This window comes from Pseudomonas rustica, from assembly GCF_018336155.1.
GTDB lineage: Bacteria > Pseudomonadota > Gammaproteobacteria > Pseudomonadales > Pseudomonadaceae > Aquipseudomonas > Aquipseudomonas rustica.
This window is the reverse complement of the sequence record NZ_JAGYHF010000002.1, coordinates 155,508-170,601: the sequence shown is the minus strand read 5'-3', so window position 1 is coordinate 170,601 and position 15,094 is coordinate 155,508. Positions and strand designations below refer to the sequence as shown.

General features: G+C 59.0%; 13 protein-coding genes. 6 read left to right on the top strand and 7 right to left on the bottom strand.

All coding sequences use genetic code 11. The features are described from left to right. Positions 1-21: 21 nt before the first annotated feature. The 6 genes from KFS80_RS03875 to yaaA all read right to left on the bottom strand — a co-directional run bounded on the left by KFS80_RS03875 (position 22) and on the right by yaaA (position 8,852). On the bottom strand, positions 22-1,503 hold the full coding sequence (locus KFS80_RS03875; protein ID WP_212544022.1) for an alginate export family protein: 1,482 nt from the start codon (positions 1,501-1,503) through the stop codon (positions 22-24). After that, positions 1,500-3,008: an alginate biosynthesis TPR repeat lipoprotein AlgK gene (gene algK, locus KFS80_RS03870; RefSeq protein ID WP_218959178.1), complete on the bottom strand. Its 1,509-nt coding sequence runs from the start codon at positions 3,006-3,008 to the stop codon at positions 1,500-1,502. The genes KFS80_RS03875 and algK overlap by 4 nt, the downstream gene beginning before the upstream one ends. 9 nt (positions 3,009-3,017) lie before the next feature. After that, positions 3,018-4,187 (bottom strand): alginate biosynthesis protein Alg44, encoded by a 1,170-nt coding sequence (locus KFS80_RS03865; RefSeq protein ID WP_212544020.1) that lies wholly within the window; start codon positions 4,185-4,187, stop codon positions 3,018-3,020. A 35-nt stretch (positions 4,188-4,222) separates the two neighbouring features. Further along, positions 4,223-5,704, bottom strand: a complete 1,482-nt coding sequence (gene alg8, locus KFS80_RS03860) for a mannuronan synthase (RefSeq protein ID WP_218959177.1) — start codon at positions 5,702-5,704, stop codon at positions 4,223-4,225. A 241-nt stretch (positions 5,705-5,945) separates the two neighbouring features. Further along, entirely contained in the window at positions 5,946-7,262 is a 1,317-nt protein-coding gene (locus KFS80_RS03855; protein ID WP_212544019.1) for a nucleotide sugar dehydrogenase, read from the bottom strand. A gap of 810 nt (positions 7,263-8,072) precedes the next feature. After that, positions 8,073-8,852: a peroxide stress protein YaaA gene (yaaA, locus tag KFS80_RS03850; protein ID WP_053117306.1), complete on the bottom strand. Its 780-nt coding sequence runs from the start codon at positions 8,850-8,852 to the stop codon at positions 8,073-8,075. Between the two features lie 320 nt (positions 8,853-9,172). Between yaaA and KFS80_RS03845 the strand changes: the two genes are divergently transcribed. The 6 genes from KFS80_RS03845 (at position 9,173) to KFS80_RS03820 (ending at position 14,367) form a co-directional block, all read left to right on the top strand. Beyond that, a complete protein-coding gene (locus KFS80_RS03845; protein ID WP_212544018.1) occupies positions 9,173-10,297 on the top strand; it encodes a polysaccharide deacetylase family protein in 1,125 nt (374 codons plus the stop codon). Positions 10,298-10,634: 337 nt separating this feature from the next. After that, positions 10,635-12,029 (top strand): PhoH family protein, encoded by a 1,395-nt coding sequence (locus tag KFS80_RS03840; protein ID WP_053117311.1) that lies wholly within the window; start codon positions 10,635-10,637, stop codon positions 12,027-12,029. Positions 12,030-12,258: 229 nt separating this feature from the next. Beyond that, positions 12,259-12,732, top strand: coding sequence for a cyclic pyranopterin monophosphate synthase MoaC (gene moaC, locus KFS80_RS03835; RefSeq protein WP_212544017.1), 474 nt, complete (start codon positions 12,259-12,261; stop codon positions 12,730-12,732). Continuing rightward, on the top strand, positions 12,729-12,971 hold the full coding sequence (gene moaD / locus KFS80_RS03830) for a molybdopterin converting factor subunit 1 (RefSeq protein WP_053117314.1): 243 nt from the start codon (positions 12,729-12,731) through the stop codon (positions 12,969-12,971). The genes moaC and moaD overlap by 4 nt, the downstream gene beginning before the upstream one ends. Positions 12,972-12,974: 3 nt before the next feature. Further along, entirely contained in the window at positions 12,975-13,427 is a 453-nt protein-coding gene (moaE, locus tag KFS80_RS03825) for a molybdopterin synthase catalytic subunit MoaE (RefSeq protein WP_212544016.1), read from the top strand. 163 nt (positions 13,428-13,590) lie between these two features. Next, positions 13,591-14,367 (top strand): ABC transporter substrate-binding protein, encoded by a 777-nt coding sequence (locus tag KFS80_RS03820; RefSeq protein ID WP_212544015.1) that lies wholly within the window; start codon positions 13,591-13,593, stop codon positions 14,365-14,367. Positions 14,368-14,451: 84 nt separating this feature from the next. Here the strand turns inward: KFS80_RS03820 and KFS80_RS03815 are convergent, their stop codons facing one another. Continuing rightward, complete coding sequence (locus KFS80_RS03815) at positions 14,452-15,078, bottom strand: helix-turn-helix transcriptional regulator (protein WP_064118408.1); 627 nt, start codon at positions 15,076-15,078, stop codon at positions 14,452-14,454. Between the last annotated feature and the right edge of the window lie 16 nt (positions 15,079-15,094).

Sequence of the window (15,094 nt, the reverse complement as noted above, 5' to 3'; positions counted from 1 at the left end):
GCACTCCCTTGGCGGTTTGCATCAGAAGCGCCAGATCACGTCGATGAACGCGCGGTGCATGTACGAATCAACCTGCTTGCCGTAGGCATCGCCCGGTTTGAACACACCGCCACGGAAGCGCACGAGGGCCGAAGGCTCGTCGATCGACTGGCTCAACGCCGCCGGCAACAGGCCTTGCTTGAAGTACTTGGTGACGACCAGATCCATCTCCTGACCGAGATCCTTGTTGCCGTCTTCAAGCGGCAGCGAGGTGCTGGAAAGGATCGCGCCGGTGGCGTCGTCGGTGTTGTTTTCCACGGCGTTGATGCCGTTGCTGCCGACCGGCTTGTTGCCGTCGACACGCCAGAATTTGTGGTAGATCAGGCTGGCGTCGTACTCGTCGTTGACCATCCACGAACCGAACAGCGTCGCGGTTTGCATGTTGTTCATTTCGCCACGGAAGGCTTCGCCGAAACGGTGAACCCGCGAGCGCGTACCGGTGTAGTTGGAGCGGTTGCTCTCCAGACCGTTCTGCTCGTAATCGGCGCTGGCGCGGGCATACGCACCGCCGACTTGCCATTGCGGATCGAGGCGCAGGCGTACACCGATGTCGGTGGCCCAGCCGTTGACGTCATCGCTGCGCTTGGCTTGTGCCGGGCGGGTGCCATCGGCGTTCAGCGCGTTGACCGTGTCGCGGTCGCCGCTCATGCCGGTGATGCTGCCCCAGTAGTTGACGGTGTTGGTGTTGCGCCAGTTGTAGGCGTCGCTGTCGGCGGTCAGGCCGAGCCAGCTGATGTCGCCGTTCTCGGTTTTATCCAGCGAGTCGCGCGGGACACCTGGCTCGGCGTAATCGAGTTTGCCGTCGTCGTGGGTATGGTGACCACGAATGCCGACCCACTGGCCCGGCGTCCACTGGTAAGCGGCGTCGGCGTAGGCGTGCAGGCGATCTTTGTCTTTCGGCGCCAGCTCTTTCAAGTCGGTGCGGTATTCGCTGAAGCGTTCGGCGACACCGGCGTTGGCGCGCAACAGGGTGGTGTCGAAGGTCCAGTTCAGCGCTTCGATGTTGGTGTCGCGCCATTGGCCGTCGTCATTGCGCAGGCGCTGGCGACCGAACTTGAGCATCTCGCCCGGGTATGGCGTGAGGCCGCTGTAGCCGACCCAGAACTCGCGCATCGCCAGGTAGTTTTTCTTGGTTTTGCGATCGCCGTTGTCGGTGGCTTGTTCACCGTCGGATTGTTGCAGGGTGTCGGTTTCGATGATGTCGGTCGAGGTCACGGCCTGGCCCATGGCGTAGGCGCTCCACGCGCCGCTTTCGCCGTAGATCCACGGACGCAGGTCGAGGCCGACGCCGTTGACGTCGCCGCCGCTGGCGGTGCCGAGGTCACGGTCGTCTTCGGACTGGCCGGTGACTTTCACTTCGAGGCCGAAGTTTTTGGTTTCAGTCATCGCGGCCAGTGTCGGGCAAGACCAGATCAGCGCGAAAGTGAGGCCAATGCCGGCCTTCACGAATGGATTCAACTTCATAATTTTTCCTCGCCGTCTTCTTCTTGCAGGGCGTGCAGTTGCAGCGTGTTCTGGTTCAGAGCGCCACGGCTGGCTTGCTCCTGTTGCAGCAGACGTTGGGCTTCGGCCAGACGCTCGGGCGGCAATTGCGCGGCGAGGGTGGTCGCCAGCTCATCGGCTTGCGGGGTGTTTTGCGCCTTGGCCAGTTGGCTGAAGACGTAGGCGTTGAGCGGATCGGGCTTGGTGCCCTTGCCTTGGGAGAACAGTTGCGCGATGGCGAAGTCGGCGCTGTTTTGGCCGTTGCGCGCAGCGGTCAGCAAGTGGTCGAGCGCCTTCTGCGGGTAGACCTTGCCGAGGTAGCCACGGCGATAGATCTGGCCGAGGTAGTAGTCGGCGGCGACTTCACGGCCAACGGCTTTCTGGAAATGTTCTTCGGCGACTTTGGCGTCGGCCGGGACCATTTTGCCTTCGTAGTAGAGCTTGCCCAGCAACAGCTCAGCGCGCGGCTGGTCGGCGGCGCGGCCGTTGTCGAGGTACTTCATCATCTGGTCGACGTCGCCCAGTTCCGGGTAGTCGTAAAGCAATTGCGCGAGGGTCACCCACGACGCCGGGTAGCCTGGAGCGATCGGCTCGAGCAGCGACTGCGCGGTTTTTTCGTCAGGCTTGCCCAGGGTCGAATCGGCCAATACACGGGCCACCGAATCGACGCGCTGCGCGGTGACGGTGCCACGGCTGTAACCGGCCTGCATCTGCTTGATCAACTCGGCTTGCTGTTCTGGCTGGGCACGTTTCTGATAGACCGTGGCTAGTTCGACGTAGCAAATATCGGTGGTGTTGAGCGCGGCTTTGCAGATTTTTTCCACGTCATCCAGGTGCTGGTCGTAGGTGCCTTGGGTGCGATACAGCAGCACCTGCGCCAGACCTGCTTCCGGATAACCGGATTTGCGCCATTGATCGATCTGCTGCTGAGCGTTGATGTTCGGGAAGCTGTGCGGGTATTGCAGGTAGAGCATCGCCAGCGGGATCAACGTGTTGCCTTCGCCATTGGCGGCGGCTTTTTTCAGCAGGGTTTCGGCTTCGTGGTGCTCGGCTTCGGTGGAACCCGGTTTGGCCACCAGCAAGCGGCCAAGACGCGCCTGAGCACGCGGCGAAACACTGGCGGCGGCGCGGTAAGTCGCTTCGGCCTGTTTCATTTGCTCAGGGTCGCGGCTGTCGACCTGGATATCGGCGAGGCCGACTTGCGCCTCGCTGTAACCCAGATCGGCCAGTTGCTGATAATTCTGCGCAGCGGTGGCAGTGTCGCCACGCTTGAGCGCTTCGTTGGCCAGACGCTGATCGGGCAGGCCGGCGCAACCGGCGAGACTCACCGCCAGCGCCAAGGCACACACCGTGCCCATGTAGGAGTGAGCCTGCTCGCGATTCAGGCGGCGCGGTACATCAGACACACCGCGCTGATCCAATCGCCGGCAGGCCAGATCCCACAGGGATCGCGGTGTTTTCAGGATGGGTGGAGTAGTCACAGGCATGTCCTCGACTTAAAGACCGGCAGCCATGGCTTTGTCGATCAGCCAGTTCAGGTTCGGGCCACGGTCGCTGTTGACTTCCACAGGGCGGCCGGCGAGGTTGCTGTCGAGCGGCTCGTCTGGCTGGATCTGTACGCGGATGTCAGAGGACAGGTCGGCGCTTTTCAGGCTGGTGCTGCTGACGATCTTGCCGGTGCGGGTCTTGTCTTCGCCGGCGATCTGGAAGCTCACCGGAGTGCCCGGACGCACGTCGCCGAACTGGCGATAGGAGAAGCGCGCATCAACGGTGGCCTGAGTGTTGCGCGGCACCAGTTGGAAGATCACGTCGCCCTTGCTCGCGTATTGACCGTCAGCCACCAGTTGCTGGGCCACGGTGCAATCGCACGGCGAGGTCAGGGTGCCGGTCATTTGCTTGCCGAACAGTTCTTCAACCTTGGCCGGGGACAGTTGATCTTCTTCCAGATGGCCCTTGAGCACGTCGAGCATGCTGGTGCTGAAGGTCGCCAGTGGCGCGCCTTTGGCGGCAACGCCGTCGGACTTGATCAGGCTCTGCACGGTGCCGTCGCGCGGCATGGTGATGTTCATCCCCGGTACGCTGACCAGACCGGCCTGCGCGTGGCTGACGAAGTACATGCCGTACACCGATTTGAAAATGAAGCCCGCCGCGACCAGACCGACGACAAACACACCGGCGCTGAAGGTCACTGCTTTCAGTCGACCGAACGGGGTCATGCCGGAGCCGCCGTCCTTCACTTTGCGCGCCTTGGTGAAGTTGTCGCGCTGCAGCGTTGCCAACACTTCACCCATGCTGACGATGTCGCCGGCCAGGTGCGAAGTGATCAAGTGGCGCAGGGTGGAAATATCCTGCGGCTCGAGGTTCTGAAACTGGCAACCGACGCGGCCGGTCTGGCGGTCGTAAGAACGGATCTGCAGTTCCACGTCCATCGCCAGCCCGAGGTTGTCGATGACGAATTGCAGACGCGCCTTGTGCACGTCGCCAGCCTTGAGCGGCAACTGCCCGGCGTTGAACGCCAGACCACCGGCCGACAGGTCGATGACCCGCGCTTCAACCGGTGTCTGGTCGGGGCCGAAAAAGCGCAGTTTGGCCGGGATTTTCACGCGGGCGTGTTGGCGCTGGGCTTCGGATTCATGCACTACGTTGGCGTTGACGGCGGTATTCATAGGGGCGATTTCCTTGTTAATTCAATAGGGGCGGGTCAGACCATCATCAGCAGCACGGCGACAAAAATGCTGCCGGCGGAGAAGGTCATGGTCCGAGACGACCAGGTGTTGAACCAACGTTGAAAGCTGGCGAGATCACGGGTCAGGGATGTGGGTTGGCGTGTCCAGGATTGTTGGTCGAGGCGGAAGAACACATAGATCTTCACCAGCGCGCCGACGATCTGGTTGTAATAAAGAATCGCGGGATAAGCCGGGCCGATCCGGTGACCGGAGCACGACAGCAACAGGGTCAGAATCAGGCGGGTGATGCCGATCCACAGCAGGTAAACGAGGATGAACGCGGTGCCGTATTTGAAGCTGGCGATGATCGCCACGGTCAGGCCGAGCAGGGACGTCCACATCGATACGCGTTGATCGAACAGCACCACCGAGGTGAAGGCGCCGAGGCGTTTCACACCCAGGCCCAGTGCTCGCGAGTTCTGGCGCAGGTTGTTGCCGTACCAGCGGAACATCAGTTTGCGGCTGGCCTTGATGAAGCTCTTTTCCGGCGGGTGTTCAACGGTGTTGATCGCCGCGTCAGGCACGTAGAAAGTGTCGTAACCAAGGCGCATCAGGCTGAACCAGCTCGACTTGTCGTCGCCGGTCAAAAACTTGAAACGGCCCAGACGCCAGTGTTGCAGCGAGTCGCTTTCAACGTCGGCGATGAATTCCGGGTTGGTGACCACAGACGCTTTGAATACCGACATACGGCCAGTCATGGTCAGCACGCGTTTGGACAGGGCCATCGAGCACATGTTGATGTGGCGCTGGGCGAAACGCAGCTTGTGCCATTCGCTCATGATGTAGCCGCCGCGCACTTCGCAGAATTCGTTGGTGGTCAGGCCGCCGACGTTGCCGAACAGCTGGAACCACGGCACGGTCTTGCGCACGGTGCCTTCGCCGAGCACGGTGTCGCCATCGATCACGGCGACGACTGCACGGTCGTCCGGCAGGTGACGGGAGATCGCGCGGAAACCGTAGGCCAGGCCATCACGTTTACCGGTGCCGGGAATGCGCACGAAGTCGAGCTTCACACGCTCTGGCGGATTCATCCGCGCCCACAGCGCCTTGACCAGCAGCTCATCGGACATTTCCACGATCGAGCAAACCACGGTGGTCGGCAGTTCGCAGTCGATGGCTTCGCGGATCACCGAGCTGTAGACCTGCGCTGTGGTCAGCGCGTCGATACGGAAACTGGTGACCATCAGAAACACATGCGACGGATCCGCCGCTTTACCCAGCTTGCGCACTTTGCGACGCAGGTGCGGGTAAACGATGTAGAGGAAAATCATGCCGCGCACAAAGTGCGTTACACCCATCGAATAGCGCCAGATACCCACGGCGCCAATCAGGAAAATGAAGTCCTTCGACTCGGAGTCGAACGTGGACGTGGGCAGCATCAAGGCCAAGCCCATCAGCAAACTTAGGTAAAACAGCCAACCGGCGGCCTGAAGTAGGCCGTGTTTTAGCCTGTGCATAATCTGCATCCGTCTCTATCTCGGGCCGGGCCCGATGGGGTTAAGGCAGGCTTACAAAAAACTGCGATGTCACGCGCAATTCGGGTGATCCCTGTAGGAGCTGCCGAAGGCTGCGATCTTTTGATCTTTGCCGGTTCACTCGGAACTCAAGCGTTGCCGGTAAAGATCGCAGCCTTCGGCAGCTCCTACATTTGGGTTCTGTTGCCCGGCGTCGCGAGGGCGGCGCCGGGCAACGTCTGCCTTACCAGCAGATACCTTCGGTGCGGGTGCCGGCGTCGGTGGCTTTGGCCATGAAGCCGACCAAGTCGATGACCTGTTTGCCGTGCGGTGCTTGCTGGGCCAGTGCGCGGAATTTCTCGTCACGGTTGCCGAGGATGATCACGTCGGAGTTGTCGATCACCGAATCGAAGTCCGCGTTGAGCAGCGACGATACGTGCGGGATTTTCGACTCGATGTAGTCTTTGTTCGCGCCGTGAACACGGGCGTACTCGACGTTGCTGTCGTAGATGCTCAGGTCGTAACCCTTGCCGATCAGCATCTCGGCCAGCTCGACCAGCGGGCTTTCGCGCAGGTCGTCGGTGCCGGCCTTGAAGCTCAAGCCGAGCAGGGCGACTTTGCGTTTGTCGTGGCTTTCAACGATGTCGAAGGCGTTCTGCACTTGCGATTCGTTACTGCGCATCAGCGAGTTGAGCAGCGGCGCTTCGACGTCCAGCGAACCTGCGCGGTAGGTCAGGGCACGCACGTCTTTCGGCAGGCACGAACCGCCGAAGGCGAAGCCTGGGCGCATGTAGTACTGGGACAGGTTGAGGGTCTTGTCCTGGCAAACCACTTCCATCACTTCACGGCCATCGACGCCGACCGCTTTCGCGATGTTGCCGATCTCGTTGGCGAAGGTCACTTTGGTCGCGTGCCAGACGTTGCAGGTGTACTTGATCATCTCGGCAACGGCGATGTCCTTGCGGATGATCGGCGCGTCGAGTTCTTCGTACAGCGATTGCAGAACGTCGCCCGAAGCCTTGTCGAATTCGCCGATGACGGTCATCGGTGGCAGGTCGTAGTCGGCGATTGCGGTGGATTCACGCAGGAATTCCGGGTTGACCGCGACGCCGAAATCGACGCCAGCCTTCTTGCCGGAGCAGTCTTCGAGAATCGGGATTACTAAGTTGGCAACAGTGCCCGGCAATACGGTGCTGCGTACAACGATGGTGTGGCGGGTGGTTTTTTCACGCAGAACAAAACCGATCTCGCGGCACACGGCTTCGATGTAGTTCAGTTCGAGGTCGCCGTTCTTTTTGCTCGGCGTACCGACGCAGATCATCGACAGGTCAGTGTCACGAATCGCTTCGGCGAAGTTGGTCGTGCCACGCAGACGACCGGTTTGAATACCCTGTTGCAGAAGTTCGCCCAGGCCCGGTTCAACAATGGGAGATTTGCCAGCGTTGATCATGTCGATCTTGTCTTTGGCAACATCGACGCCAACCACGTCATGGCCCCGTGCAGACAGGCAACCGGCACATACTGCGCCAACGTAACCCAAACCAAATATGCTGATGCGCATCGCAATTACCTCTGTATATATCAGGCCTTAGAAGGCCGGAGTTAATGGTGTTCAGCGTTCACTAGTGCACTCGAAAGTGCGGCTTACAGGCGCCACAATGCCGTGTGCAGGCATACAAAGTTCCGAGTGTCTAAATAAGTGCACTCAAGATGTGCGCAACCAGGCCTTATAGTTATGACTTGCCCTGTTATGCAGCGGATCTTCCTTGTGGAAGACTCAGGTGCATTCGTCTTGCGCGCTTGATGGCGGGCGGGAAGGCCCGTAGATCAAGCGGTTTGGTGCTCAGGCGAGCACGTTTATAGGGGCGCGGCCTTGGCCTTGTAGGGGATATTAATGCTGCGTATCTCCTGTCCTTCAGTGTGCTTTGCGACCGGTTAGTCATCTAGGCAAGTTGCTGTGACAACTTGGTTACATGGCTAATTGTCCTACGTAAGTTATCTCGTACAAACTCGGCGAGAATCGTTACCGGTGGTATGAACTACGCATTTGGACATAGTTCCAGTCCGCTCATCGCGCCATCTGAAATTTTTTGAAATATTGACAAAGATGGCACTGGTCTCAATTTGATAGCACTTTCCGTTTCGCCCTTTATTGATAGGGGCGTCATTGCGCTAGATAGTTTTGTGCCACTACCTTGAAAAAAGTTACGTGCCACTACTGAAAAAAATGATCAGTGTCGAGTGAAACTAAAATTAGAAAAGACAGGGATTGTTTTCTGGCGCCATAAAAATGGCGAAATCAAGCGAGGAATTTTTGACGTCGTGCGAGCTGCACGACTCTTTATAAAAAGAGTCGTGCATTAGGCATGCTTTATTCGGGGGCGTGGTCGCGCAGAAACACCAGATTGTCGGGTTTCGACTGTTCGGCGCTGTAGCGATAACCCTGCACATCGAACTGCTTGAGCTGGGCGGGATCGTTAATCTTTTCCTGAATCACGAAACGGCTCATTAGGCCACGGGCCTTTTTCGCGTAGAAGCTGATGATCTTGTACTGGCCGTTCTTCTGATCCTTGAACTCGGTGTTAATGATCCGCGCGTTCAACGCCGTGCGTTTAACCGCCGAGAAGTATTCGTTGGATGCGAGGTTGAGCAGCACGTCGTCGCCCTGATCGGCCAGGGCTTCGTTGAGCCATTCGCTGATGCGCGTGCCCCAGAACGCGTACAGGTCTTTGCCACGGGCGTTGGCCAGTTTGGTGCCCATTTCCAGGCGATACGGTTGCATCAGGTCGAGCGGGCGCAGCAGACCATAGAGGCCGGAGAGCATGCGCAGATGCTTTTGCGCGTAGTCGAAGTTGGCTTCACTGAAAGATTGTGCGTCGAGGCCGGTATAGACGTCGCCCTTGAAGGCGAGCAGCGCTTGCTTGGCGTTTTCCGGGGTGAACGCGGGCGTCCAGCTGCCGAAACGCGCGGCGTTGAGGCCGCCGATCTTGTCGGACACGTGCATCAGCTCACTGATCTGCGCCGGGGTCAGGTCGCGCAATTGCTGGATCAGTTCCTGAGAATGGTCGAGGTACTGCGGCTGGGTGAAGCGCTGGGTCGCCGGCGGTGTTTCGTAATCGAGGGTCTTGGCGGGGGAAATCACCATCAGCATGAAGTCGTCTCCTTTAATCGTGGGGGCGATTCTAGGGGGTTGTCGGTGTTGACTCCAGCTATCAAGCCCATAGGTGATCGACGGCTTGGCGATGATCGCTCCCACGCTCTGCGTGGGAATGCCGGCTGTGACGCTCCGCGTCACCGTCGAGCTCGACGCGGAGCGTCCGGGGAGGCGTTACCACGCAGAGCGTGGGAACGATCATCGCAATGATTCAATGGAGGCACAGGTAGGAGCTGCCGAAGGCTGCGATCTTTTGATCTTTCTTTTGATCCACCCGCGATATAGTGCCGCGCGGGTTTTGTTATGGAGACGCCCCTTTGCGCATTGTTCTTTTATTCACCGCGTGGCTGTTGAGCTTCGGTGCCATCGCGGCGCCGGGCGATGTAGCGACGCTGGATCGCAGCACCTGGCCGGAGCAGCTCAGCAGCCCGACGCTGTTCGACGTCGCCTCGCGTGCCGAAATCCTCATGTTCGCCCGGGGCCTGCTCGGCACCGAAGCGCTGGACGAAACCGCGCTGGCCCAGCGCCTCGGTCTGCGCACGGTGAATATCGACGCGGTCAACAGCCTGCGTCAGCGCCTCTGGCAGCGCCTGTTGGCCAACTACAACTACGCCCAGCAAAGCTGCGATCAGGACGCCTCGTTCTGCTTCCTCGTCGAAGACCTGCCGACCCTGCGTGAGCAAGCTGCCAAGTTCGTGGTCAGCGACGACAGCTATTACACCAAGTGGGCCGAGCCGAGTCGGATCTTCCATGTGCAGTATCTCGATGAACTGATGCGTAAGGCCGCGCTGTTTCCGCAGACCAGCAGCGAAGTCGATCGTTTCGGCGACTACGAGCGCAACGGCGACGAGATGCACGACCGGCTGTTTCTGCTGACGTTCGACAGCGCCGCGAATCTGCAACCGGACAATACCGACTGGCTCACCGGCTATCTGCGCAAGGCCAATCTGAGCGGCACGTTCTTTGTGTTGGGCAAGGATATTCAGGCACGCCTGAGCGATCGTTCGGTGAGCAGCCTGCAAACCGAGTTCTCCAGACAGTGCGTCGGCGTGCAGGGCTGGGAGTTCCGCTCCCACAGCCACTGGCAGGACTGGCAGGATTCGGTGCGGCGCAGCGCCGATCTGGTGAAGAACAAACTGCCGGAAAACTACGTGCCGCTGTTCCGTCCGCCGGACGGCCAGCGTCGCAGCGATGCGCAAGGTTTCTTCAACACCCAGGGCCTGCAAGTGGCGCTGTGGGACATTGATGCTCAGGATGGTGCCGGCAAACTCAAGGGCGCGCCGAGCGCGCAACGGGTGCTGACCCTGATGCTGTTGTGGCGTCACGGGGTGATCAATTTCAATATGAAACAGGACGCGGTGAAGACCTCGTTGCCGTGGCTGATCACGCAAACCGCGCAGAGCGGCATCGGTTGGGAAGACTGTGAGGACGCGTTTCGCTGAGAAACGCTAAAAGCCCGGAAACATTGGGCTTGGGGTGATTTTTTCAGAGAATTTGCTGCAGGTGGACTTCCGACTCTAACGGTGTCGACGGAGTCCGCCAAGGGCTTTTCGTCACTTTGCAAAATAAACTTAAAAAAACCTTCAAAGTACTTTTTTATGTCATCGGTTTTGGAGTATTACGAAGACAGACCGCCGAAACCTGCAACACAGGTGGCGTCTTCCAAGACCCGTTTGTTTGCAGTCACTTGAATCTCCGCAGGTGAGATTTCGGCAGTCACTTCGAGGCGCAGCACCGCTCAGGTATTGCGTCTACTGGCTCTGACATAGGTGACCGAGTATGGATGATCACGGACGTAGCCCTTCCTCCAACCAGCCAATCCTGTATGTACTCGATACCAACGTATTGATTCACGATCCAAACGCCCTGCTGAATTTCGAAGAACACCACGTCGCGATCCCGATGACCGTGCTTGAAGAGCTGGACAAGCTCAAGAGCGGGCATCACAGCGTGGCCGCTGAATGCCGACAGGCCATCCGGCTGATCGACAAAACCCTGGGCGATGCGTCCCCGGAAGATGTCGAGCTGGGTGTGCCGATCCAGCGCGGCAAGGGCGGGCCGAAGGGCTTGCTGTCAATTCTGATGAGCAAGCAGGCCGAGTCGAACCTGATTCTGCCCGAGCATCTGAACGACAACAAAATCATCAACCAACTGATCGATCTGCACACCCGCGACCCGAAAAAACCGGTGGTGCTGGTCACCAAAGACATCAACATGCGCCTCAAGGCGCGCGCCTGCGGTATCGCCTCCGAGGACTACAGCACCGACCAACTGGTCGACGACGTGTCCTTGCTGCCGAACGGCTATCACAACATGACCGGCTCCTTCTGGGACCGCGTGAGCAAGGTCGAAACCCGTCAGGATCACGGCCGCACCTGGCACCAGGTACAACTGATCGACAACCTGCCGGCCGTGCACATCAACGAGTTCATCATTGATGAACAGGGCTTCGTCGGCTGGATCAAGGAGATTGAAGAAGACCGCCTGCTGATTCTCGACCTGCACCAGGAACCGCTGCTGCACCAGGAAGCGTGGGGGCTGAAGCCGCGCGACATCTATCAAAGTCTGGCGCTGTACGCGCTGCTCGACCCGGACATTCATCTGGTCAACCTGTCGGGTGCGGCAGGCTCCGGTAAAACCATTCTGGCGCTGGCCGCTGCGATCGAGCAGACCATGGTCAGCAAACGTTATCGCCGCATCATTGCCACCCGCAGCGTGCAGGGTCTCGACCAAGAGATCGGTTTCCTGCCCGGCACCGAAGCGGAAAAAATGGAGCCGTGGCTGGGCGCCATCACCGACAACCTCGAAGCCTTGCACATGGATGACGAAAACACCCATGGCAGCGTCGACTACATCCTCAGCAAAGTGCCGCTGCAGTTCAAATCGCTCAACTACATTCGTGGTCGCAGCTTCCAGCAGAGCCTGATCCTGATCGACGAATGCCAGAACCTCACACCGCACCAGATGAAAACCATCATCACCCGTGCCGGCGCCGGTTCGAAAGTGGTGTGCCTGGGCAACCTCGCACAGATCGACACCCCTTACCTGTCCGCGACCAGCTCCGGGCTGACCTACCTGACCGAACGCTTCAAGGATTTCCCGAACGGTGTGCACATCACACTGCAAGGGGTGCCTCGCTCGATCCTGGCTGAATACGCCGAAACCCATCTGTAACCGCATCGCCAACAAAACCGGGCGGCCCCAAAACCGCCCGGTTTTTTTATGCCCTACACAAATCACATGTAGGAGCTGCCGAAGGCTGCGATCTTTTGATCTTGCTCTATAAAAGCCAGATCAAAAGATCGCAGCCTTCGGCAGCTCCTACATAAGGTGAGTGATATTCGTGGGTGCGGAAATTTGACCCGCAGGTTTACAATCCCCGCTCCTGATCAGGAGTAATCCCGTGCTGACTCATCTCGATTCCCAAGGTCGCGCCAACATGGTCGACGTCACCGAAAAAGCCGTGACGTTCCGTGAAGCGACGGCCCAAGCGCTGGTGCGCATGCTCCCCGAAACGCTGCAGATGATTGTCAGCGGCGGCCATCCCAAGGGTGATGTGTTCGCCGTGGCGCGCATTGCCGGCATTCAGGCGGCGAAGAAAACCAGCGATCTGATTCCCCTGTGCCACCCGCTGATGCTTACCGGCGTCAAAGTCGAACTCAGCGCTGACGGCGCAGACACCGTGCGCATCGTCGCCCGTTGCAAACTGTCCGGGCAGACCGGCGTCGAGATGGAAGCGCTGACCGCCGCCAGCGTCGCCGCCCTGACCATCTACGACATGTGCAAAGCCGTCGATCGCGGCATGACCATCGAAAGCGTGCGTCTGCTGGAGAAGGTCGGCGGCAAGAGCGGGCACTTTCAAGCGGAGCAGCCATGAACCTGACCGTGAGGTTTTTTGCCCGTTACCGTGAAGCGCTGGGCGTGGATTCGCTGAAGGTTGAAGGTGATTTCGCCACTGTCGACGATGTGCGTGCATTGCTTGCGCAACGGGATGGCGCCGAAGTGCTGAGCGAGCAGAACCTGATGTGCGCACGCAACGAAGACCTCTGCCAGCTCGACGAGCCGGTGGTCGATGGCGACGAAGTGGCGTTTTTCCCCACCGTGACCGGAGGCTGAGCCATGGCAATTCGTGTGCAGGCCACGCCGTTCGACCCGGGCGCTGAAGTCAACGCGATGCACGCGGCCAATGTCGGCGTCGGCGCGGTGGTGAGCTTTGTCGGCTACGTGCGCGACTTCAACGATGGACTGGATGTGGCGGGGATGTTCCTCGAACACTATCCGGGCATGACCGAAAAAGCCCTCGGCAAAATATCCATCGAAGCCGAGCAGCGCTGGCCGCTGTTGAAACTGGAAGTGCTGCATCGCATCGGCGCGCTCGAGCCGGGTGAACCAATCGTGTTCGTCGGCGCCGCCAGCGCCCATCGCCAGGCCGCATTCGATGCCTGCGCTTTTGTCATGGACTACCTGAAAACCCGTGCACCGTTCTGGAAGAAAGAAAACACCAGCGACGGGCCGCGTTGGGTTGAAGGGCGGGACAGTGATCATGCAGCGGCGGATCGCTGGAAGAAGTAAATCAAAAGATCGCAGCCTTCTGCCCCGAATTGACGATTTGTACATATAAGTCCAAGATGGATTTACAAGTACAAATTGCTTCAATCTTGCCGCTCGAAGCTCCCCGCTCGCAGCTGCTCTTCTTCGTCTTGCCAAACCAACAACAACCCGCGAGAGAACGAACATGAAGAAACTCCCCCTCATCACCGGTCTGGCCCTCAGCCTGTTGTCCTGCGCCAGCGTGTTCGCCGCCGAGCAAACCCTGCGCATCGGCATCGAAGCCGCTTACCCGCCATTCGCCTCGAAAACCGACAAGGGCGAGATCGTCGGTTTCGACTACGACATCGGCAATGCCCTGTGCGCGCAGATGAAGGTCAAGTGCGTGTGGGTGGAAGGTGAGTTCGACGGTCTGATTCCTTCGCTGAAAGTGAAGAAGATCGACATGGCGCTGTCGTCGATGACCATCAACGAAGACCGCAAGAAGTCAGTGGATTTCACCCACAAGTACTACTTCACCTCGTCGCGTCTGGTGATGAAAGAAGGCGCCACGGTAGACGATCAATACGCAAGCCTCAAAGGCAAGAACGTCGGCGTACAGCGCGCGACCACCACCGATCGTTACGCCACCGAGGTGTTCGAGCCCAAGGGCATCAACGTCAAGCGCTACAGCAACAACGAAGAGATCTACATGGATCTGGCGGCGGGGCGGCTGGATGCGATTTTCGCTGACACCATTCCGCTGAATGACTTTTTGACGATGCCGCGCGGCAAGGGCTATGCGTTTGTCGGGCCTGAGTTGAAGGATCCGAAGTACGTCGGCGAGGGCGCGGGGATCGCGGTGCGCAAGGGTAATGCGGAACTGGTCAGCCAGTTGAATGGCGCGATTGATGGCATTCGCGCGAGTGGCGAATACCAGAAGATTTCCGAGAAGTATTTCAAGTCTGATATTTACGGCGACTGATTGAAAAGATCGCAGCCTGCGGCAGCTCCTACAGGGGAATGCGTGCTCCTGTAGGAGCTGCCGAAGGCTGCGATCTTTTGATCTTCAGCCCTTCATTTCCTTCAAATGCTTGTACACCGTCGCCCGCCCCATGTTCAGCACATTGGCCACGTAGTTCGAGGCGCTCTTGCCCTTGAACGCGCCCTCGGCGTGCAGCGCCAGCACCAATTCGCGTTTGTGATCGCGGGTCAGCACATTCAGGCTCAACTGCCGCTCGCGTAGCCAGGCGTGGAGGAAGGTGTTGATGCGTTCCTGCCAGTCATCGCGAAACAGTGAATCCGGCTGCGGGATCAGTTTGCTCGGCGACAGGAACAGATCCAGCGCCGCCTTGGCATTCTCGAACAGCGAAATATTCAGATTGATGCACAGCACCGCCAGCGGCAGACCCTCGCCGTCGCGCAAAACGCTGCTCAAGCTGCGAATCTTCTGACCGTCCCAGTTGAGCTTTTCGTACGGGCCAATGTTCCTGTCGCTGACATCCTCGCTGAGCATGTCTTCCAGCGATGAATCGTCGCCGATTTCGCGTTTCGACAGGTTGTTGGCGATGTAGTCGACCTTCTGCGTGCGCAGGTCGTGCAGCACCACTTCGGCGTGCGGAAAAAACAGCGTGGCGATGGCGTCGGCGATGGCGCGGAAGTTATCCAGCGCCGGATCGAATTCAGGGGCGGTCATGACAGTGGAGCTCCAG

Coding starts and splice junctions, on each gene's coding strand:
- KFS80_RS03855 (WP_212544019.1), bottom strand. CDS start 7,262: ATGCGCATCAGCATATTTGGTTTGGGTTACGTTGGCGCAGTATGTGCC.
- KFS80_RS03840 (WP_053117311.1), top strand. CDS start 10,635: ATGGATGATCACGGACGTAGCCCTTCCTCCAACCAGCCAATCCTGTAT.
- KFS80_RS03875 (WP_212544022.1), bottom strand. CDS start 1,503: ATGAAGTTGAATCCATTCGTGAAGGCCGGCATTGGCCTCACTTTCGCG.
- yaaA (WP_053117306.1), bottom strand. CDS start 8,852: ATGCTGATGGTGATTTCCCCCGCCAAGACCCTCGATTACGAAACACCG.
- moaE (WP_212544016.1), top strand. CDS start 12,975: ATGGCAATTCGTGTGCAGGCCACGCCGTTCGACCCGGGCGCTGAAGTC.
- alg8 (WP_218959177.1), bottom strand. CDS start 5,704: ATGCACAGGCTAAAACACGGCCTACTTCAGGCCGCCGGTTGGCTGTTT.
- KFS80_RS03820 (WP_212544015.1), top strand. CDS start 13,591: ATGAAGAAACTCCCCCTCATCACCGGTCTGGCCCTCAGCCTGTTGTCC.
- moaD (WP_053117314.1), top strand. CDS start 12,729: ATGAACCTGACCGTGAGGTTTTTTGCCCGTTACCGTGAAGCGCTGGGC.
- KFS80_RS03865 (WP_212544020.1), bottom strand. CDS start 4,187: ATGAATACCGCCGTCAACGCCAACGTAGTGCATGAATCCGAAGCCCAG.
- KFS80_RS03815 (WP_064118408.1), bottom strand. CDS start 15,078: ATGACCGCCCCTGAATTCGATCCGGCGCTGGATAACTTCCGCGCCATC.
- algK (WP_218959178.1), bottom strand. CDS start 3,008: ATGCCTGTGACTACTCCACCCATCCTGAAAACACCGCGATCCCTGTGG.